At 75.3% G+C, this 20,108-nt stretch carries 21 protein-coding genes; 14 read left to right on the plus strand and 7 right to left on the minus strand.

Translation table 11 applies throughout. From position 1 onward, the window contains the following. The first annotated feature begins 9 nt into the window (after positions 1-9). The 9 genes from MTO91_RS19500 to MTO91_RS19540 all read left to right on the plus strand — a co-directional run bounded on the left by MTO91_RS19500 (position 10) and on the right by MTO91_RS19540 (position 8,498). Positions 10-1,353: an MFS transporter gene (locus tag MTO91_RS19500; protein ID WP_476652200.1), complete on the plus strand. Its 1,344-nt coding sequence runs from the start codon at positions 10-12 to the stop codon at positions 1,351-1,353. Next, on the plus strand, positions 1,350-2,414 hold the full coding sequence (locus MTO91_RS19505) for a Rieske 2Fe-2S domain-containing protein (protein WP_476652202.1): 1,065 nt from the start codon (positions 1,350-1,352) through the stop codon (positions 2,412-2,414). Before MTO91_RS19500 ends, MTO91_RS19505 begins: the two co-directional genes overlap by 4 nt. After that, positions 2,411-2,602 carry a hypothetical protein gene (locus MTO91_RS19510; protein WP_073577386.1) on the plus strand — a complete coding sequence of 64 codons (192 nt, stop codon included), beginning with the start codon at positions 2,411-2,413 and terminating at the stop codon, positions 2,600-2,602. Before MTO91_RS19505 ends, MTO91_RS19510 begins: the two co-directional genes overlap by 4 nt. Continuing rightward, positions 2,599-3,540, plus strand: coding sequence for a PDR/VanB family oxidoreductase (locus MTO91_RS19515; RefSeq protein WP_476652204.1), 942 nt, complete (start codon positions 2,599-2,601; stop codon positions 3,538-3,540). The genes MTO91_RS19510 and MTO91_RS19515 overlap by 4 nt, the downstream gene beginning before the upstream one ends. A gap of 27 nt (positions 3,541-3,567) precedes the next feature. Continuing rightward, positions 3,568-4,170 carry a phosphoribosylanthranilate isomerase gene (locus tag MTO91_RS19520; protein ID WP_476652205.1) on the plus strand — a complete coding sequence of 201 codons (603 nt, stop codon included), beginning with the start codon at positions 3,568-3,570 and terminating at the stop codon, positions 4,168-4,170. 236 nt (positions 4,171-4,406) lie between these two features. Next, positions 4,407-5,549 (plus strand): CaiB/BaiF CoA transferase family protein, encoded by a 1,143-nt coding sequence (locus MTO91_RS19525; protein WP_476652207.1) that lies wholly within the window; start codon positions 4,407-4,409, stop codon positions 5,547-5,549. Further along, positions 5,546-6,187: a GntR family transcriptional regulator gene (locus MTO91_RS19530; protein WP_476652209.1), complete on the plus strand. Its 642-nt coding sequence runs from the start codon at positions 5,546-5,548 to the stop codon at positions 6,185-6,187. The genes MTO91_RS19525 and MTO91_RS19530 overlap by 4 nt, the downstream gene beginning before the upstream one ends. 10 nt (positions 6,188-6,197) lie before the next feature. Continuing rightward, on the plus strand, positions 6,198-7,388 hold the full coding sequence (locus MTO91_RS19535; RefSeq protein ID WP_476652211.1) for an alpha-amylase family glycosyl hydrolase: 1,191 nt from the start codon (positions 6,198-6,200) through the stop codon (positions 7,386-7,388). A gap of 222 nt (positions 7,389-7,610) precedes the next feature. After that, a complete protein-coding gene (locus MTO91_RS19540) occupies positions 7,611-8,498 on the plus strand; it encodes a VldE C-terminal domain-containing protein (RefSeq protein WP_357439457.1) in 888 nt (295 codons plus the stop codon). 79 nt (positions 8,499-8,577) lie between these two features. Here the strand turns inward: MTO91_RS19540 and MTO91_RS19545 are convergent, their stop codons facing one another. Continuing rightward, positions 8,578-9,135, minus strand: coding sequence for a DUF305 domain-containing protein (locus MTO91_RS19545; RefSeq protein WP_251786655.1), 558 nt, complete (start codon positions 9,133-9,135; stop codon positions 8,578-8,580). Positions 9,136-9,198: 63 nt separating this feature from the next. Continuing rightward, complete coding sequence (locus tag MTO91_RS19550; RefSeq protein WP_476652213.1) at positions 9,199-9,645, minus strand: DUF6153 family protein; 447 nt, start codon at positions 9,643-9,645, stop codon at positions 9,199-9,201. Between the two features lie 76 nt (positions 9,646-9,721). Between MTO91_RS19550 and MTO91_RS19555 the strand changes: the two genes are divergently transcribed. The 3 genes from MTO91_RS19555 to MTO91_RS19565 all read left to right on the plus strand — a co-directional run bounded on the left by MTO91_RS19555 (position 9,722) and on the right by MTO91_RS19565 (position 12,632). Beyond that, on the plus strand, positions 9,722-10,003 hold the full coding sequence (locus MTO91_RS19555; RefSeq protein ID WP_073577472.1) for a metal-sensitive transcriptional regulator: 282 nt from the start codon (positions 9,722-9,724) through the stop codon (positions 10,001-10,003). 37 nt (positions 10,004-10,040) lie between these two features. Further along, complete coding sequence (locus tag MTO91_RS19560; protein WP_208821024.1) at positions 10,041-10,244, plus strand: heavy-metal-associated domain-containing protein; 204 nt, start codon at positions 10,041-10,043, stop codon at positions 10,242-10,244. Positions 10,245-10,439: 195 nt separating this feature from the next. After that, the gene (locus tag MTO91_RS19565) at positions 10,440-12,632 is read left to right on the plus strand and encodes a heavy metal translocating P-type ATPase (protein WP_476654933.1); all 2,193 of its coding nucleotides are present in this window, start codon (positions 10,440-10,442) and stop codon (positions 12,630-12,632) included. A gap of 209 nt (positions 12,633-12,841) precedes the next feature. Here MTO91_RS19565 and MTO91_RS19570 read toward each other — a convergent pair whose 3' ends face one another. Next, positions 12,842-13,981, minus strand: a complete 1,140-nt coding sequence (locus tag MTO91_RS19570; RefSeq protein WP_476652214.1) for an FUSC family protein — start codon at positions 13,979-13,981, stop codon at positions 12,842-12,844. A 193-nt stretch (positions 13,982-14,174) separates the two neighbouring features. On the opposite strand from MTO91_RS19570, the gene MTO91_RS19575 reads away from it, so the two are divergent. Next, positions 14,175-14,861, plus strand: a complete 687-nt coding sequence (locus MTO91_RS19575; protein ID WP_476652215.1) for a type 1 glutamine amidotransferase — start codon at positions 14,175-14,177, stop codon at positions 14,859-14,861. Here the strand turns inward: MTO91_RS19575 and MTO91_RS19580 are convergent. The 4 genes from MTO91_RS19580 to MTO91_RS19595 all read right to left on the minus strand — a co-directional run bounded on the left by MTO91_RS19580 (position 14,833) and on the right by MTO91_RS19595 (position 19,150). After that, entirely contained in the window at positions 14,833-16,947 is a 2,115-nt protein-coding gene (locus MTO91_RS19580; RefSeq protein ID WP_476652216.1) for a xanthine dehydrogenase family protein molybdopterin-binding subunit, read from the minus strand. The genes MTO91_RS19575 and MTO91_RS19580 overlap by 29 nt on opposite strands. Further along, entirely contained in the window at positions 16,944-17,960 is a 1,017-nt protein-coding gene (locus tag MTO91_RS19585) for an FAD binding domain-containing protein (protein ID WP_346102881.1), read from the minus strand. Before MTO91_RS19585 ends, MTO91_RS19580 begins: the two co-directional genes overlap by 4 nt. Next, entirely contained in the window at positions 17,957-18,505 is a 549-nt protein-coding gene (locus MTO91_RS19590) for a 2Fe-2S iron-sulfur cluster-binding protein (RefSeq protein ID WP_062396781.1), read from the minus strand. The genes MTO91_RS19585 and MTO91_RS19590 overlap by 4 nt, the downstream gene beginning before the upstream one ends. A gap of 78 nt (positions 18,506-18,583) precedes the next feature. Next, positions 18,584-19,150, minus strand: a complete 567-nt coding sequence (locus tag MTO91_RS19595; protein ID WP_251786662.1) for a TetR/AcrR family transcriptional regulator — start codon at positions 19,148-19,150, stop codon at positions 18,584-18,586. A gap of 130 nt (positions 19,151-19,280) precedes the next feature. Here MTO91_RS19595 and MTO91_RS19600 point away from each other — a divergent pair, with 130 nt between their 5' ends. Next, positions 19,281-20,105, plus strand: coding sequence for an LLM class flavin-dependent oxidoreductase (locus tag MTO91_RS19600; RefSeq protein ID WP_237453547.1), 825 nt, complete (start codon positions 19,281-19,283; stop codon positions 20,103-20,105). Positions 20,106-20,108 lie beyond the last annotated feature (3 nt).

Genomic DNA, 20,108 nt, shown 5'->3' on the forward strand with positions numbered 1-20,108 from the left:
AGTCCCACCATGCGCCCACCCCCCGCGGCGGACACCGTCCGCCGCCTGCTCGACGACGCACCGATGTCCCGGTACCAGTGGGGCGCGGTCGCGGCGTGCGTCCTGCTCAACGTCCTCGACGGCTTCGACGTGCTGGTCATGGCCTTCACGGGCCGCTCGGTCGCCACCGAGTGGGACCTGTCCGGCAGCCAGCTCGGCCTGCTCCTGTCCGCGGGCCTGGTCGGCATGGCCGCCGGTTCCGTCCTCATCGGACCGTGGGCCGACCGCGTCGGGCGGCGGCCGATCGTGCTGGGCTGCCTGGTCGTGGCGGGCCTCGCCATGCTGGGCTCGGCCGCGGCGCAGTCCCCCGGCCAGCTCGGCGCGCTGCGGCTGATCACCGGGCTCGGCGTCGGCGGCATCCTCGCCACCAGCAACGTCGTCGCCGCGGAGTACGCCTCGGCCCGCTGGCGGGGGCTCGCGGTCAGCCTGAACTCCACCGGCTACGCGATCGGGGCCGTCCTCGGCGGCGTGCTCGCGGCGACGCTGATCGGGCAGTTCGGCTGGCGGTCGGTGTTCCTCGCCGGGGGCCTGGCGACCCTGGCCGCGGTCCCGCTGGTCTGGTGGCGGCTGCCGGAGTCCCTGGACTTCCTGCTCGTGCGCCGCCCGGCCGGCGCGCTGGAGCGGGTCAACGCGCTGCTGGCGCGGATGGGGCACGCGGCGCTGCCCGCCCTCCCCGACGGCGCTCCGGTGCGGACCGGCGTCGCCGCGGGGTACGGGGCGCTGCTGCGCCCGGCGCTGCGCCGCACCACGGTGCTGCTCTGGATCAGCTTCTTCTGCGTGATGGCCGGGTTCTACTTCGTCACCAGCTGGACGCCGACCCTGCTCGTCGAGGCCGGGCTCTCCCCGGACGCGGGCATCGCCGGCGGCACGCTGCTCAACGTCGGCGGCATCTTCGGTGCCGCCGGGCTCGGCCTGCTCGCCGCCCGGTTCCCGCTGCGGCACGTGCTCGCCGGGTACCTGCTGGCCACCGCAGTGCTGCTGGCCGTGTTCATCGCCAGCACCTCCTCGCTCGCGGTGGCGTTCGTCGTCGCCGCGCTGGTCGGGCTGTTCGTCAACGGGTGCGTCGCCGGGCTGTACGCGATGGCACCGACCTCCTACGGCGCCGACGTGCGCACCACCGGCGTCGGCACCGCGCTCGCGGTCGGCCGGTCCGGGGCGATCCTCGCGCCGACCCTGGCCGGGGCGCTGCTCGACGGTGGAGCGACCCCGCAGTCGCTCTACCTGCTCTTCGCGGCCGTGTTCGTCGGCGCGGCCGCCCTCGTCCTGCTGCTCCGCCGATCCGACACCCCCACCACCCAGGGAGTCTCCGCATGAGCTCGATCCCCCGCGACCAGTGGTACGTCGCCGCCTACTCCGCCGAGATCGGCCGCGAGCTGTTCGGCCGCACGATCTGCGACGAGCCGATCCTGTTCTGGCGCACCGAGGCCGGCCAGGTCACCGCGCACGCCGACCGCTGCGTGCACCGCCGGTTCCCGCTGTCCCAGGCCCCGAGCCGGCTGGTCGGCGACACCGTCGTCTGCGGCTACCACGGATTCACCTACGGCGCCGACGGGAAGTGCGTGGCGGTGCCGGGGCAGAACCGGGTGCCGCGCACGGCCCGGCTGGCGGCCTACCCCGTCGTCGAGCAGGACTCGCTGATCTGGGTCTGGATCGGGGACCCGGAGCGCGCCGACCCGCTGCGCATCCCCCGCGCGACCTACCTCGACGACGCCGCGTGGACCACGGTGCGCGGGATGGAGCCGCTGGCCGCACGGTTCTCGCTGCTGGTGGACAACCTGCTCGACCTGTCGCACGAGACCTACATGCACGGCGGCTACATCGGCACTCCGGAGGTCGCCGCCACCCCGATCTCGACCGAGGTCGACGAGGACGCCGGCGTCGTCTACGTCTCGCGGCACATGGCCGACGCCGAGTGCCCGCCGTTCTACGAGCGCTCCACCGGCCTGTCCGGGCGGATCTCGCGCTGGCAGGACATCGAGTACACCCCGCCGTGCCTGTACAAGCTGCACTCCCGGATCGCGCCGGTCGGCTCCGTCCCGCACGCCGACGGCTCCGACCCGGACGCCTTCCACGTGGAGGTCGTCTACGCGATCACCCCGGAGACCGAGCACTCCACACACGACTTCTGGATGGTCGCGCGCGACTTCGCCCTCGCCGACGTCGAGGTCTCGGCGTTCCTCGCCGAGCAGAACCGCACCGTCGTGCTGCAGGACGTCGAGGCGCTCGACGTGCTGGAGAAGGTGATCGCGACCGAGCCGGCGGGCTACCAGGAGCTGTCGGTCAACATCGACACCGGCGGGCTCGCCGCGCGCCGGATGCTCGCCCGGATGGCCGGCGCGGCACCGGCGGTCCCGTCCCCGGCGCCCGCCCGGTGAGCGCGATCCCCGAGGCCCCGCCCGTCCTGCACGGGCACCGTGTCCAGCGCATCCACTGGGTGCTGGGCACCGACCTGCTGCGCGCGGTGTGCCACTGCGGCGCCGAACGCGTCTTCGACGACCCGGTGCCGCTGTGGGACTGGCTGCTGGGCTGCCCCGTGGACCACGAGACCTGGAGTACGTCGTGACCGACCCCGAGCTGCACCTGGTGGTGGAGAAGAAGGAGCTCCTCGCCGACGACGTCGTGCTGCTGACCCTGCGCGACCCGTCCGGCGCCGAGCTCCCGGAGTGGACGCCCGGTGCGCATCTCGACCTCGTGCTGACCGCGGACCTCGTCCGCCAGTACTCGCTGTGCGGGGACCCGGGCGAGCGCTCGGTCTACCGGGTCGCGGTGCTGCGCGAACCCGCCGGGCGGGGCGGCTCGGCGCACGTGCACGACGTCGTCGCCGAGGGCGACACGGTGCTCGTCCGCGGGCCGCGCAACCGGTTCGCACTCGTCGACGCCCCGGGCTACGTGTTCGTCGCCGGCGGGATCGGCATCACCCCGCTGGTCCCGATGATCGCGGCGGCGCACGCCGCGGGCGCGGACTGGCGGCTCGTCCACGGGGGGCGCAGCCGGGCGTCGATGGCGTTCACCGAGCTCGCCGGGCGTCATCCCGACCGGGTGTCCCTGGTGCCGCAGGACGAGGCCGGGCTGCTCGACGTCGCCGGGATCCTGGCCGCGGCCGCCGGGCGGCCCGTGTACTGCTGCGGGCCGGAGGGGCTGCTCGCCGCCGTCGAGGCCGAGGGGGAGCGTCTCGGCGTGCCGGTGCACGTCGAGCGGTTCTCCGCCCGGCCCGGCGCGCTCGACGGCCCGGACGAGGCGTTCAAGGTGGAGCTGTCGGGGTCGGGAACGGTCGTCGCCGTCCCGGCGGGCTGCTCGATCCTCGACGCCCTGGAGGGCGCGGGGATCGCGACGCTGTCCTCGTGCCGGGAGGGGACCTGCGGCACCTGCGAGACCGGGGTGCTGGCCGGCGAACCGGACCACCGGGACTCGCTGCTCACCGAGGAGGAGCGGGCGTCGAACGAGGTGATGATGCTGTGCGTGTCGCGCTCCCGGTCGCCGCGGCTGGTGCTCGAGCTCTGAGGCCCGGCGCCCCGTAGGGTCGGGCGCGTGTTCGTCAAGGTGTGCGGGCTGCGGACCCCCGGTGACGTCGACGCGGCCGTGGCCGCCGGCGCCGACGCGGTCGGGTTCGTCGTGTACACGCCGAGCCCCCGCCACGTCGACCCGGCCGACCTGGGCGCGCTCGTCGCCCGGGTGCCGGAGGGCGTGCGGTCGGTGGTCGTGGTCGCCGACCTGCCCGCCGACCGGGCCGCGGCGGTGACCGCCGACGCCGGCGCCGACGTGCTGCAGCTGCACGGCCGCTACACCCGCGACGACTTCACCGTGGCCGCCCGCGCGCCGATCACCCTGTGGCGGGCGACCTCGCTGGCCCACGACCCCGACCTCACCGTGGGCCTGTACGGCGAGGACGTGCTGCTGCTCGACTCGCCCGTCGCCGGGTCCGGCGAGCGCTGGGACGCCGAGGCGCTCGACCCGCGACCGGCCGGGAGGTGGCTGCTCGCGGGCGGGCTGGACCCGGACACCGTCGCCACCGCGGTGCGCCGGGTCCGCCCCTGGGGCGTCGACGTCTCCAGCGGCGTCGAGTCGTCCCGCGGCGTGAAGGATCACGCCCGCGTCCGCGACTTCGTCGCCGCCGCCCGCGCCGTGGGCTGAGGACCGCGCGGCCGATCCGATCAGCACGTCTCCGCCCCACCGGGGGCCGCAACGTGCTGATCGACGCGGCTCGACCTCGGGGATGCATGATCTCGCTGGATTGTGCATTATTCCGGAGATCAGGCATCGTCTCGACGTCGAGGAGCCGTCATGGCCGCGGGCGCACTGCAGGGCAAGGTCGCGATCGTCACCGGGGGTGCGTCCGGCATCGGCCGGGACGACAGGCGGAGCATCTGATGGCGCTCCCCCTGGACGGGCTGGTCGTCGTGTCCTGCGAGCAGGCCGTCGCCGCCCCGCTGGCGACCCGGCACCTCGCCGACCTCGGCGCCCGCGTCATCAAGATCGAACGCGAAGGCTCGGGCGACTTCGCCCGCGACTACGACGAGACCGTCCACGGCATGTCCAGCCACTTCGTGTGGCTGAACCGGTCCAAGGAGTCGGTCACCCTCGATCTCAAGTCCGACGACGGCCGCGCCACGATGCTGCGGCTGCTGGAACGGGCCGACGTGTTCGTGCAGAACTTCGCCCCGGGCGCCGCCGAGCGGCTCGGGCTCGGTGCCGCGGCGCTGCGCGAGCGGTACCCGCGGCTGGTGACCTGCTCGATCTCCGGCTACGGCTCGTCCGGCCCGTACCGCGACGCCAAGGCCTACGACCTGCTCATCCAGTCCGAGGCCGGGCTCGTCTCGATCACCGGCACCGAGGACGCGCCGGCGAAGAGCGGCATCCCGGCCGCCGACATCGGTGCCGGCATGTACGCCTTCTCCGGCATCCTGTCCGCGCTCTACGAGCGGGAACGCACCGGGCAGGGCACCGACCTCGAGGTCAGCCTGTTCGACTCGCTGGTGGAGTGGATGGGCTATCCGCTCTACTACGCGGGCTACGGCGGCACCGCCCCGCAGCGGACCGGCACCAGCCACGCCGCGATCGCCCCGTACGGCACCTTCTCCGCCGGGGACGGCACCGACGTCGTCCTGTCGATCCAGAACGAACGGGAGTGGGCGACGTTCTGCGAGGTCGTGCTGGAACGCCCGGAGGTCGCGACCGACCCGCGGTTCGCGAGCGGCCGGGCCCGGGTGGAGAACCGCCCCGACCTGCACGCCGAGATCGACACCGTGCTCACGGGCCTGACCGGCGACGAGCTCGTCGCGCGGCTGGTCCAGGCGCGGATCGCGCACGCCCGGCAGCGCGAGGTCGGTGAGGTGCTGGAGCACCCGCAGCTCGCCGCGCGCGGCCGGTGGACCGAGGTCGGCAGCCCGGTCGGGCCGCTGCGCGCACTGCAGCCGCCGATCACCGTCGCCGGGCGGACCGCGCGGATGGACCCGGTCCCGGCCGTCGGCGAGCACACCGACGCCGTCCTCGCCTGGCTCGACGAGCGGTGAGCACCAAGCGGGACCGGATCGTCGACGAGCTGCGCCGCGACATCCTCGGCGGCGGCCTCGCCCGCGGGACGCCGCTGCGCCAGGACGAGCTGGCCCGCCGCTTCGGCGCGTCCATCACCCCGGTCCGCGAGGCGCTGAGCCTGCTGTCCGCGGAGGGGCTGGTCGTCGCCGAGCACCACCGCGGGGTGCGGGTCGCCGGCGTCGACGTGGACCGGGTGACCGCCACCTACGTGGTGCGCCGGCTCACCGAGGCCCACGCGGTCCGCCGCGCGACGCCGCGGGTCTCGCGGCACGACCTCGCCCGGGCCCGCGCCGTCCTCGACCGCCCCGCCGACGACCCGGCCGCCGCCCGCGAGCGGAACCGCGAGTTCCACTTCCTGCTCTACGACCGGTGCGGCGTGCCCGCGCTGCCGGAGCGGATCGCCGCGCTGTGGCAGGCGTTCCCGTGGGACCTGACCCTGCACGACGACGACCGCGCCGCCGCCTCGTCCGCCGAGCACCGGGCGATCCTCGACGCGGTGACCGACGGCGACGCCGACCGGGCCGCCGCCGCGACCGAGGCGCACGTGGCGGGCGGGTTCGCCTCGCTGCTCCGCGCGCTCGGCGGGGCGCGGGCCGGGGACCCGTTCGACGACTAGGGTCGCGCGGATGGACTGGGTACGGCACGCGATCTGGTGGCACGTGTACCCGCTGGGGTTCACCGGGGCCCACCCCGACCGCGGCGACGGCGCGGACCACTCGCTGCGGCGGATCGTCGGCTGGCTCGACCACGCCGTCGCGCTGGGGGCCAACGGGCTGCTGCTCGGCCCGGTGTTCGCCTCGGCCACCCACGGCTACGACACCACCGACCACCTGCGGATCGACCCGCGCCTGGGCTCGGACGCCGACTTCGACGCGCTCGTCGCCGAGGCGAAGGGGCGCGGCCTGCGGATCCTCCTCGACGGCGTGTTCAACCACGTCGGCCCCGAGCACCCGCGGCTGCTCGCCGCCCGCGCCGACCCCGGCGGGCCGGACGACGCCTGGTTCCGGCACACCGACGACGGCGAGATCGCCGTCTTCGAGGGCCACCCCGGCCTGCACACCCTCGACCACGACAACCCCGCCGTCCGCGACCACGTCGCCGACGTGCTCTGCCACTGGCTCGACCGCGGCGCCGACGGGTGGCGGCTCGACGCCGCCTACACCGTCCCCGACGACTTCTGGGCCGACGTGCTCCCCCGCGTCCGCGAGCGCCACCCGGATGCCTGGTTCCTCGGCGAGGTCATCCACGGCGAGCACGACGCGGTCACCGCCGCCACCACGATCGACGCGCTCACCCAGTACGAGCTGTGGAAGGCGATCTGGTCGAGCCTCAACGACGGCAACCCGCACGAGCTGGCGTGGGCGCTGCAACGCCACGACCGGTTCGTCGCCGCCGCGGTGCCGAACACCTTCGTCGGCAACCACGACGTCACCCGGCTCGCGTCGCAGCTGCACGACCGCCGCCACATCGAGCTCGCCGTCGCCGTGCTGTGCACGGTCGGCGGCACGCCGTCGGTGTACGCCGGCGACGAGCTCGGCCTGACCGGGGTCAAGGAGGAGCGGGCAGGCGGCGACGACGCGGTCCGCCCCGAGTTCCCCGCCGACGGGTCCCTCCCCTCCGGCGCCGACCCGCACGTCCTGGCCGTGCACCAGGAGCTGATCGGCCTGCGCAGGCGCCACCCCTGGCTGTACGACGCGCGGACCGAGGTGGCCGAGGCCACCGACGACCGGCTCGTCTACGTCAGCCACGGCGACGGTGGCGCCCTGCGGGTCACCCTCGACTACGCCGCGGGCACCTGGAACGTCCAGGACGCCTGACCCGACCTCGGCAACAGGTGGATCACGGTTGATCCTTCCGGCCGAGCGGCCCGCCACTCGCAGCACCGCGACAGCCGGTGGTCGCGGACCGGCCCCACGCGGACAACCCGATCCGTACGGTCGATCACGGAACGGTCACGGTCCTGATCCCCAGCAGGACCCGCGCGCCCCGCTCCCCAGGCACCCGGGCGCAGCCGTCTCCGACGAGGAAGGACGCCCTGCGTGCCGAGGAACATCCCCGGCTCCGTGGCGGCCCGGCGCTCCCCGAGCCGGACCGACCCGAGCCGACCCCTGCCGTCGACGACCGTCGTCACCCGTGACGTCGGCCCGGAGCGGGGCGGGAGGCACCGCCGCGCGGGGCGGGCCCGCACCCTGCAGGCACTCACCTCCGCGCTCGCCGGTGGCGGCCTCGTCGCCGCGCACGCCGCGACGGGCGGTGGGCTCCCCCGGGTCGACGACCTCGCGTTGCAGGCGTTCAGCACCCCGGCCGCGGACGCCTCGCTCGCCGACGCGGTCCCGGCCACGCCGACGGCGCACGCCGGCGCGGCCCGGTCGCTGGCCGAGCCGCCGCCCCCGGTCGACGTCGACGCGATCGTCGGCGCCGCGGACGGTGCGGTCGGCTCCGCGGTGAAGGCCCGCGACGAGGCGCGCGAGCGCGCCCGTGCCGCCGCCCGCGAGGCACGGGAGGCGGCCGCCCGCGCCGCCGACTCCGCGCGGTCCTCGGCCGGGACCTCCGGCGCCCCCTCGGGTGGCGGCCCGACCGGGTCCACCACGTGTGCCCTGGGCACCGCGGGCATGGAGGGCGTCGCCGCGAACGTGGCGACGGCCGGGGAGAAGCTGCGCTGCCTGTTCGGCGTCGACTCCGTGCTGGGCATCGGCAGCCGCGGCAACGCCTCCGACCACCCCAGCGGCAAGGCTCTGGACTTCATGGTCGACAAGGCGACGGGCGACCGGCTCGCCGCCTACGCCCGGCAGAACCGGGACGACCTCGGGATCTCCTACATCATCTGGCAGCAGCGCATCGACACCGGCAGCGGCTGGAAGGCCCAGGAGGACCGGGGCGGGGCGACGGCGAACCACATGGACCACGTGCACATCTCGTTCACCTGACGTCGCGACGACGATCGCCGCGTCCGAGGGGTCCGGTGCCGCTCCCGGCACCGGACCCCTCAGCCGTGACGATCTCCGCTCAGCCCAGCAGCGTCCGCATCTCCGCGATCTCCGCCTGCTGGGCGTCGACGATCTGCTGCGCCAGCTCCCGCGCCCGCGGGTCCACCCCGGCGTCGAGCTCGGCGCGGGCCATGGTCACCGCCCCCTCGTGGTGGGCGATCATCATCTGGAGGAACGACCGGTCGAAGGCGGCGCCGGACGCGCGCCCCAGAGCCGCCATCTGCTCGTCGGACATCATCCCGGCCATCCCGGCCATGTCGCCGTGACCGCCGTGGTGGTCCGCGGCGGGCGCGGCGCCCCAGTCGGCCAGGAACCCCTGGAGCCGGCCGATCTCCGGGCCCTGGGCCGCCTCGATCCGGGCGGCGAGGTCGCGCACCCGGGCTCCGGCGCGGCCGTCGGCGAGCCGCGCCATCGCGACCGCCTGCTCGTGGTGCGGGATCATGCCCTGGGCGAAGGCGACGTCGGCGCTGCTCGACGAGGCCGCGGGCGGGGCGGACGCTCCCCCGCCGGCGCAGCCGGTCAGGACGAGGGCGGCGGCCAGTGCCGTGGCGGCGAGCGCCACGTTCGTGCGTGTCATGTGTCGGTACTCCCGTGTCGTGGGTGCTCGGCGGCTCCGGCGCTCTCCCGCGCCGGAGGCCGGTCACGTCCGCGACACGCAGAGCAGCGCGAGCCGCCGCGGGACCGGGGGCGGACGGGCCGCCGGTGCCGTCCGCGGACTCCCCGGACCGGCCGGCCCCCGCGACGACGGCAGCGGCGCGACCCCGGCCAGCAGCACCGCCGCAGCCAGAGCGACCCCGGCCGCGAGCACGGCCAGGCACAGGTGCAGCAGGTGCGACGCCCCGTCGTGGGGCACGCCGTGCGGGTCGGGATGCGCGGCCCCCGGTTCCCCGGCGGGCGCGACCCCGTGCGGGCCGGGATGCGACGGCCCCGGGGAGTCGTGGAGCGTGCCCCCGTGGGTGACGACGGGTGCGGCGGCGGGAGCGTGGTGTACACCGGAGGACACGGGCGGCGCCGCGAGCGCGTGCATCCCCAGCAGCCCGAGCAGCACCGGCAGCACGAGCACGAGCAGCCGGGTCCGGTCCGTCACACCCCGCACGCTACCGCCACGGTGGATACCGTTACCCCCTAGGGGTATGGTGGCGGTGGACCCCGAGGAGGACGCGATGCCCGGCTACGCCGACACCAAGGACGCGCACGTCAAGCGGATGCGCCGGATCGAGGGCCAGGTCCGCGGCATCACGAAGATGATCGAGTCGGACAAGTACTGCATCGACGTGCTGACCCAGGTCGCCGCGGTCAACAAGGCCCTCGAGGCCGTCGCGCTGGGCCTGCTCGACGAACACCTGAAGCACTGCGTCGCCGACGCCGCCACCGAGGGTGGCCCCGTCGCCGAGGAGAAAATCCGGGAGGCCAGCGCGGCGATCGCCCGGCTGGTCCGGTCCTGAACCCGATGTTCCCCAACCCCGAACGGGAGAGAGCACGATGAGCACCGCCAGCTACACCGTCACCGGCATGACCTGCCAGCACTGCGTCGCCTCGGTCACCGAGGAGATCAGCGAGATCGCCGGCGTCACCGACGTGGCCGTCGACCTGCCGACCGGCGCCGTCACCGTCACCAGCGACGACGAGATCTCCCCCGACGCCGTCCGTGACGCCGTGCACGAGGCGGGTTACCAGCTCGTCTGAGCACCCCCTGACCACCCACCCGGCGCGGGTCGCCACCGCCACCCGCGCCGGGTCACCCCCGGAGGACCGACCATGAGCGACACGTCCCCGGCCCACGGACCCGTCACCGCCCTGCCCCGCGCAGCCGCGACCGGGACCGTCGCCGAGAACGGCGCGGGCAGCACCGTCACCGAGATCGAGCTCGCCGTCGGCGGCATGACCTGTGCGTCCTGCGCCAACCGCATCGAGCGCAAGCTCAACAAGCTCGACGGCGTCACCGCCACCGTCAACTACGCCACCGAGAAGGCGCGGATCAGCGCCCCGGGCGGCGTCGGGCTCGACACCCTGCTCGGGACCGTCGAGGCCGCCGGCTACACCGCCACCCCGCCGAGCGCCGGAGCCGACGAGGATCCCGAGCGCGACCTGCGCGACCTGCGGAACCGGCTCATCGGAGCCGCCGTGCTGTCGGTGCCGGTCGTCGTCCTCGCGATGACGCCCGCGTGGCAGTTCGTCGGCTGGCAGTGGGTGTCGCTGCTGCTGACGCTGCCGGTCTGGGGCTGGGCGGGCGCGCCGTTCCACCGCGCCGCCTGGACGAACCTGCGCCACGGCGCCGCCACGATGGACACCCTCGTCTCGATGGGGACGACGGCCGCGCTCGCCTGGTCGCTCTACGCGCTGTTCCTCGGCACCGCCGGGATGCCCGGCATGGTGCACCCCTTCGAGCTGACGATCTCGCGCACCGACGGCAGCGGGAACATCTACCTGGAGGTCGTCGCCGCGGTCGTCACGTTCGTGCTGGCCGGGCGCTACGTCGAGCTCCGCTCCCGGCGCCGGGCCGGTGCCGCGCTGCGCGCGCTGCTGCAGATGGGTGCGAAGGACGTGACGGTGCTCCGCGACGGCGCCGAGGTGCGCGTCGCCGTCGACGACCTCGCCGTGGGCGAGGAGTTCGTCGTGCGCCCCGGGGAGAAGGTCGCCACCGACGGCGAGGTCGTCGACGGCCGCTCGGCGGTCGACGTCTCGATGCTGACCGGTGAGTCGGTGCCGGTCGAGGTCCGGGCCGGGGACACCGTCGTCGGCGGGTGCGTGAACTCCGGCGGGCGGCTCGTCGTGCGCGCGACCCGGGTCGGCTCGGACACCGCGCTCGCCCAGATGGCGCGGCTGGTCGAGGAGGCGCAGAACGGCAAGGCCGAGGTGCAGCGCCTGGCCGACCGGATCTCCGCGGTGTTCGTGCCCGCCGTCGCCGTGATCGCCGCCGCGACGCTGCTGGTCTGGATCCTCACCGGCGCCCTCGCCTCGACGGCGTTCACCGCCGCCGTCGCCGTACTGATCATCGCCTGCCCCTGCGCGCTCGGGCTGGCCACGCCGACCGCGCTGCTGGTCGGCACCGGGCGCGGCGCCCAGACCGGCATCCTGATCAAGGGCCCCGAGATCCTGGAGTCCACCCGGCGGGTCGACACCGTCGTGCTCGACAAGACCGGCACCGTCACCACCGGGACCATGGCGCTGACCGGCGTGCACACCGCCGACGGCACCGACGAGGCGACCGTGCTGCGCCTCGCCGGGGCCCTCGAGAGCGCCTCGGAGCACCCGGTGGCCGCCGCGATCGCCGGTGCGGCGACCGAGCGGGTCGGTGACCTGCCGGCCGTCACGGACTTCGCCAACCACGAGGGCCTCGGCGTGCAGGGCGTCGTCGACGGCCACGCCGTGCTCGTCGGCCGTCCGCGGCTGCTGGAGCAGTGGTCGGTCCCGCTGCCCGACGACCTCGCCGCGGTCGCCGCGGACGAGGCCGCGCGGGGCCGTACGACGGTCGCCGTCGCGTGGGACGGGGCCGCCCGTGCCGTGTTCGTCGTCGCCGACACCGTGAAGCCGACGTCGGCCGAGGCGATCGCGGAGTTCCGCAGGCTCGGGCTGCGCCCGGTGCTGCTCACCGGGGACAACCGGGCCGTCGCCGAGACCGTGGCCCGTGAGGTCGGCATCGAGCCCGGCCCGGACAGCGTCATCGCCGACGTGCTCCCCGCGGACAAGCTCGCCGTGGTGGAGCGGCTCCAGGAGCAGGGCCGGGTCGTCGCGATGGTCGGCGACGGGGTGAACGACGCGGCCGCGCTCGCCCGGGCCGACCTGGGCCTGGCCATGGGCACCGGCACCGACGTGGCGATCGAGGCGTCGGACATCACCCTGGTCCGGGGTGACCTGCGGGCCGCGGCCGACGCCGTCCGGCTCTCCCGGCGCACCCTGGGCACGATCCGGGGCAACCTGTTCTGGGCGTTCGCCTACAACACGGCCGCGATCCCGCTGGCCGCGTTCGGACTGCTCAACCCGATGATCGCGGGGGCGGCGATGGCGTTCAGCTCGGTGTGCGTGGTGCTCAACAGCCTGCGGCTGCGCCGGTTCCGCCCGCTGGCGGACTGACCCCTGCTCGGCGTCGTCGTCGGCGCGCAACTCCGACGACGCACCCCGACAGGTCGTCGGCGCTCGTCGTGCGTGCGCGGTGATCGGAGTGGTGTTGGGGGCGGCCCCGCCGGCTGCAGGATCTCAACCGACAGGACCTGGGCCGGCGTACGCCCCGGGTACGAGCGCCGACATGGACCTGACGTACCCCGTCGGCGGCCGCCCACACGTCACCGTTCCACCGGATGCAGATCCGGGCTGCGGTCGGCCGGTCCGGCGTGCAGGTGGTCCAGGCAACGCCGCAGGTGCAGCACGATCCCCGACGCGGCGAGGCTGTCCTCCCAGCCCGCGCGCTGGGAGTCGAGCCGGTCGGTGACCCGGTCCAGCGCGTCCCGGGCGGCGGCCAGGTGGCGGCGGTGCCCGTCGAGCCCGGCGGGTGCGGGGCCGCGGGTCAGGTGCGCGAGCTCCGCCGACCGGATCGCGGTGGCCAGGTCGCCCATCGCCTCCGCGACCGGGGTGCGCAGCGCGGGGTCGAGGACGAGCACGGTGCGCTCGGCCCACGCCGTCTGGGCCAGGACCGTGCTGATGTCGCGGACGAGCACCGCGAGCTGTTCCAGGGTCTGCGCGGCCTCGTAGAGCTGCTGGCCGCGCGCCCGGTAGGCACGAGCCCGCAGGTTGGCCCGCCGCCCGGCGTCGGCGGAACGGACCGCCTCCCGGGTCGCGTCGATCAGGGGCTCGAAGTGGTGGCGGTGGCGTGTCCACTCCTCGCGCTCCGGCGGCCACTGCTCGGCCAGGACCTCGGCCATCTCCTGCAGGTGGTCGGCGATGCCGTCACGCAGCCGCGCCACCACGCGGTGCGCGCGGGCGTTCTGCGGCGGGGGCGGCAGGACCAGGGTGACCGCGACCCCCACGAGCACCCCCAGCAGGGTCTGCCCCAGGTAGCCGGCCATGAACCCGGACGGGTCGGTGGCTCCGATGAGGATGGTGAACAACGCCGCGGTCGGGATCAGGTCCCGGGCGGTGGCCAGCACGGGGACGGCACCCGCCGCGATCCCGGCCAGCACAGCCGCGGCCACCGCCCACCACTGCGCGCCGCCCAGGTGCAGGGCGGCGGCGCCGAGACCGACACCGAGCCCGGTGGCGAGCACGGCGTGCAGGCTCTGGCGCAGCGAGTCGAAGACGGTCGGGTAGCAGACGAGCAGGGCACCGAGCGGTGCGTAGTAGGGGTACTGGCCGAGCACACCGGGGACGAGGGTGGCGAGGTACCAGGCCGCGCCGGCTGCGGCGCCGGCCCGCCACGCCAGTCGCATGCGGTGGCGCAGCCCCTCGGTGAACGGGGAGGCCGGGGAGTTCGGGTGGTGCGGGATCAACGACGGCTCCGTCGGTCGTGCAGGTGATACGGGAAGCGGGGCCGGCTGTTCGACCGCGGAGGAGCCCTGGCCACCCGACGGCCGCGGAGAACGCGGTGGAGTCCGGGGTGGCGCCGTGCGCACACGGGCGCGGGCCGCCGGAGGACTACCCACGACCGCGCGGCACAAACCCGGGCGGTGGCAGGATGTGCCGGTGCGCGCCATCGTGATCGGCCACGACCACGTCGCCGGCCTCGGGGCGTTGGGACCGGCCCTGGAACGACGCGGGATCCGTCCGGAGTGGACGACGGTGGTGCCCGCGGACCGGTACGACGCCCCGGACGTCGACGCCGGGTTCCCCGACCCGACGGGGGCCGGCCTGGTGGTCACCCTCGGCGCGCCGTGGCCGAGGGAGCGGATCGCGGGGTGGGCGGTCCGTGAGGTCGCGTTCCTGCGCCGGGCGCACGACGCCGGTGTGCCGGTGCTGGCGATCTGCTTCGGCGCCCAGCTCCTCGCCGAGGCGCTCGGCGGCTCCCGGACGACGCTGCCGACCGCCCGGATCGGATGGCACACGGTCGACCCGGCCGACGGCCGCCTCCCGGCCGGGCCGTGGTTCTGCTGGAACGCCGAGCAGCTCGTCGCACCGCCCGGGGCGGAACTGCTCGCCGCCGGCGGGGCCGGACACGAGGCGTTCGTGGCCGGTCGCAGCGTGGGCGTGCAGTTCCACCCCGAGATGACCGTGGACCTGCTGGAGCGCTGGTACACCCTCGGTGTGCCCGACGGCCTCGACGCGGGGGCCCTGCGGGCGGCGACGGCGGCCCAGGACCCGCAGCGGCTCGCCGAGCGGGCCGAGCGGGTCCTGGCGCTCGCGCTCAGGCCCCCAGGAAGTGCTCCAGGGTGATCGGCAGCGACCGGACCCGCACGCCGGTGGCGTGGTGGGCGGCGTTCGCGACGGCCGCGGCCACCCCGACGATCCCGATCTCCCCGATCCCCTTGGCGCCCACCGGGTTGACGTGCGGATCGTCCTCGTCGACCCACTCGGCGTCGATGTCGCCGACGTCGGCGTTCGCCGCCACGTGGTAGCCGGCGAGGTCGTGGTTGACGACGTGCCCGCGGGCCGGGTCGACGACGCCCTCCTCGTGCAGCGCCATCGACAGCCCCCACACCATCCCGCCGAGGAACTGCGAGCGCGCGGTCAGCGGGTTGAGGATGCGGCCCGCGGCGAACACCCCCAGCATCCGCGGCACCCGGATCTCGCCGGTGTCGGCGTGCACCGCGACCTCGACGAAGTGCGCCCCGTGCGCGCCCATCGCGTACTCGGCCATCGCCGGGTCGTGCCCGGCGACGCCGTCGGCCTCCGCCGCGTCCTCGGGGTCGGTGCCCCACTTGTCGCGGAACCGGTCGGCGGCCTCGACGATCGCCGTCGCCCAGGACGCGGTACCCGCCGACCCACCGGCCATGGTCGCGTGCGGCAGCCCGGTGTCGCCGAGGTTCAGGTCGACCTGCGCGGGCCGCACCCCGAGCGCCTCGGCCGCGATCTGGGTGAGCACCGTGCGGGCGCCCTGCCCGATGTCGGCCGCGGCGATGTCCACCCGGTAGCGGCCCGGCGCACCGGCACCGCCGTCGGCGTACCGGATCGCGGCGGCGGAGCCGGGCATCGCGAAGGTCGGGAAGAACGCGGCGGCGACGCCGGTGCCGTGCCACCAGCCGTCGACGAGCCGGGTGCGCGGGCGCGGGTCCCGGTCGGCCCAGCCGAACCGCTCGGCGCCGCGCCGCAGGCAGGCCACGAGGTTGCGGCTGGAGAACGGCCTGCCGGTGTCGGGGTCGACGTCGGGCTCGTTGCGGATCCGCAGCTCGACCGGGTCGATCCCGAGCGCGACGGCGAGCTCGTCCAGCGCGGACTCCGCGCCGAAGCTGCCGGGCGCCTCGCCGGGTGCGCGCATGTACGTCGGCGTGGACAGGTCCAGCGGCACGACCCGGTGCGAGGTCCGCCGGTGCGGCGACGCGTAGAGGTGCCTGCTGATCACTGCGGTCGGCTCGCCGAACTCGGCCATCCGCGCGCCGGACTCGACGACGTCGTGGGCGAGGGAGTGCAGCCGCCCGTCGGTCCCGGCACCGAGCCGGACCCGCTGCACGGTCGCCGGGCGGTAGCCGGTCAGGTCGGTCATCTCGCGGCGGGTCAGCGCCAGCTTGACCGACCGTCCGGGGACCGCCCGGGCGGCGACGACGGCCAGCACCGACCCGCCGTGCAGCGTGCCCTTGGTACCGAACCCGCCGCCGACGTGCGGTGAGACGACGGTGACGTCGTCGTCGCCGATACCGAACATCTGCGCGAGCTCGCGCCGGGCCGACCACACCGCCTGCGAGGCCTCGAACAGCGTGAGGTGGTCGCCGTCCCAGCGGGCGACGGTGCTGTGCGGCTCCATCGGGTGGTGGTACTCGATCGGCGTCGTGTAGGTGGCGTCGACCTGCACTGGAGCCTCGTCGAACGCCGTCTCCGGGTCGCCGGTGCGCGTGTCCGGCGGGAACGCGACGACGACCTCGGGGGTGTAGGCCTCGGCCGAGCCCGGGTCGAACGCGGTGGTGGCCGGCTCGGCGTCGTAGCCGACGACGACCAGGTCCGCCGCCTCCCGGGCCGCCTCGGCGGTCTCGGCGAGCACGGCGGCGACGTACTGGCCGCGGTGGTGCACCTCGCCGGACTGCAGCACCGTCTGTTCGGGGGTGGCGCTGCCGTCGATCCGGGGCGCGGTGTCCGGGGTGAGCACCGCGACCACCCCGGGCACTGCGGCCGCGGCGGTGGTGTCGACGGCGCGGACCCGACCGCGGGCGACCGTGGCGCCGACGCCGCGCAGGTGCAGCGGGTCGACCGCGTCCTGCTCGTAGGCGTAGACGGCGTTGCCGGTGACCTTGGCGGGGCCCTCGATCCGGGTGTGCGAGGTGCCCGCGGCGCCGTCGGTCGTGGTGCCGGGGGTGACGGTGCTGGTCATGCGGCCTCCGTCCGGTGCGCGGCGAGGCCGCGCAGGGTGGCGGTGACCGTGCCGGCCACCAGCGGGATCTTGAAGGCGTTGCCGCCGACGGCGGTGTCGACGGCGCGGGCGTCGGCGGTCTCGGCCGCCGCGGCGGCGCGGAACGCCTCGTCGGTGGCGGGCCCGCCGAGCAGCGCCTGCTCGGCGCGGTGCGCCCGCCACGGCCGGTGCGCGACCCCGCCGAGGGCGATCCGCACGTCGCGGACGGTGCCGTCGTCGGCGACGTCGAGGGCCGCGGCGACCGACACCAGTGCGAACGCGTACGAGGCGCGGTCGCGGACCTTGCGGTAGGTGGAGTGCGCGGCGACCGGCAGCGCGGGCAGCTCGACCGAGGTGATCAGCTCCCCGTGCTCCAACACGGTGTCGCGGCCCGGGTCGTCGCCGGGCAGCCGGTGCAGCTCGGTGGCGGCGACGGTGCGCTCCCCGTCCGGGCCGAGGACGTGCACGCGGGCGTCGAACGCGGCCAGCGCGACCGCCATGTCCGACGGGTGGGTCGCGATGCAGCCGCCCTCGGGTGCGCCGAGGATCGCGTGGTGGCGGGCCCAGCCGTGCTGCGCGGAGCAGCCCTGCCCGGGGTCGCGCTTGGTGCAGGGCGCGGTGAGGTCGGCGAAGTAGGAGCAGCGGGTGCGCTGCAGCAGGTTCCCGCCGGTCGTCGCCATGTTGCGCAGCTGCCCCGAGGCCCCGGCGAGCAGCGCCGCGGACAGTGCCGGGTAGTCGCGCCGGACCCGCGGGTCCACGGCGACGTCGGTGTTGCGGGCGCCCGCGCCGATGGACAGGCCGCCGTCGGCGGTCGGGGTGATCCCGGTGGGCAGCAGGCCGGTGACGTCGACGAGCGTGCCCGGCTCGACCAGGCCCAGCTTGAGGTGGTCGACGAGGTTGGTCCCGCCGGCCAGGTAGGCGGCGGACGGGTCGGCGGAGACGACGGCGACCGCAGCCGCGGCGTCGCCGGGACGGGTGTAGGCGAACGGCTTCACCGCGACGCCCCCGTCCCGGTGCCCACGGCACCGACGGCGTCGACGATTCCGGAGTAGGCGGCGCAGCGGCACAGGTTCCCGGACAGGCGCTCGGCGATCTCGGCGCGGTCCAGCACGGCCGGCCCGTCGCCGGACAGGTCGGCGGTGACCGCGCTGGGGTGCCCGGCGCGGGCCTCGTCCAGCATCCCGACGGCCGAGCAGATCTGGCCGGGGGTGCAGTAGCCGCACTGGTAGGCGTCGTGCGCGACGAAGGCCTCGGCGAGCGGGTGCAGGTCCGCGCCGGTGCCGAGGCCGTCGGCGGTGGTGACCGCGGCGTCGTCGTGGGCGACGGCGAGCGAGAGGCAGGACAGCACGCGGCGGCCCGGCCCCTGTTCGCCGGGTGCGGCCAGCAGGACGGTGCACGCACCGCACTGGCCGTGGTCGCAGCCCTTCTTGGCGCTGGTCACGCCGAGCCGGTCACGCAGCGCGTCGAGGACGGTGGTCCGGGTGTCGACCGTCAGCTCGTGGCGACGGCCGTCGACGGTGAGGGAGATCGTGGAGTCCACGATGGTGCGCTCCTTCGGGAGACGGAGTGGAGAGCTCGAAACGGAGCCTCCTCCGAAAATATAGGAACGCTGTTCCGGTTACGCAACCCGGAGGCCCGCGAGGAAGAAGCCGACGGCGCGGCGGGCGTCGTAGGCGGAGTCGGCCTCGGCACCGAAGCACAGGTTGCCGATCCCCCGCAGCACCTCGTAGGCGGTGACGTCGGACGGCAGCTGCCCGGCCTCCCGCGCCGCCCGGACGATCTCCTCCCCCGCCGGCAGCAGGCGCTCCAGGAACAGCTCGTGCAGCGCGGCGGAGCGGCCGTCGTCGTGGACGAGCATCGCGACCAGCCCGTGCTTGGTGACGAGCAGGTCGACGAACTCCCCGACCCAGGCCGTGAGGGCGTCGAACGGCGTCGGACCGGCGTCCAGGCAGGTCCGTGCGGCCGCCGCACACCCCTCGACCTGGTGCCGGTAGACGGCGACGACCAGGTCGGGCCGGGTCGGGAAGTGCCGGTAGACCGTCCCCACGCCGACCCCCGCGCGGGCGGCGATCGCCCGGACCGGCGCGTCGACGCCCGCGGTCACGAACTCGGCCGCGGCGGCCTCGAGCAGGGCGGCACGACTGCGCCGGGCGTCGGACCGGACCGGTTCCCGCTGCACTCCCACCACACACTCCCTTGCTGACCGGAACACTGTTCCGTATCGTACCCGGAACACTGTTCCGTTTCATCGTCCGCACTCGCCCCGCACAGGAGTTCCCGTGTCCCGAGCGTCCATCGGCATCATGACCGCCCAGATGCAGACCACCTACGACGACCTGCTGCGCGTCTGGCTGGAGGCCGACGAGCTGCCCGGCATCGAGCACGCCTGGCTGTTCGACCACCTCATGCCGATCGGTGGCGACCCGCTGGGACCGGCCCTCGACGGCTGGACCACCCTGTCCGCGCTCGCCGCTCGGACCCGACGGCTGCGTCTGGGTCTGCTGGTCACCAGCAACCGGTTCCGCCCGCCCGCGGTGCTGGCCAAGATCGCGACGACGGTCGACGTCGTCTCCGGCGGACGGCTCGACCTGGGCATCGGCGTCGGGTCCCGCCCGGACCACCCGCTCGCCCGCCGCGAGTACGAGGCGCACGGCCTGCCCTTCGCCGCCACCGCCGACGCCGTCACCGCGCTCGACGAGGCCTGCACGGTGATCCGGCGGCTGTGGACCGAGACCGAGCCGTTCGACGTCGACGGCGAGCAGGTGCGGCTCACCGGCGCGTTCGGCAGCCCGAAGCCGGTGCAGGCCCACCCGCCGATCGTGATCGGCGGACGGGCCAGGGCGACGCTGCGGATCGCGGCCCGGCACGCCGACGTCTGGAACATCCCCGGCGGCGACCTCGACGACGCCGTCGCCCGCAGCGCGCTGCTCGACGAGCTGTGCGCCGACATCGACCGGGACCCGGCGGAGATCACCCGGTCGATCCACCTGGGCGTCTCCTACGACGACCCGGCGGACGCCCGCGAGCGGGTGTCCGCCGCCGTCGGCGCGGGCTTCGGGCACGTGGTCCTGGGGCTGCCCGCCCCGTTCCCGCAGGGTGCCGCCCGCTGGGTGGCCGACGAGATCGTCGCGCAGGTTTAGCCG

The sequence above is a fragment of the Pseudonocardia sp. 2-7 genome (assembly GCF_056341085.1).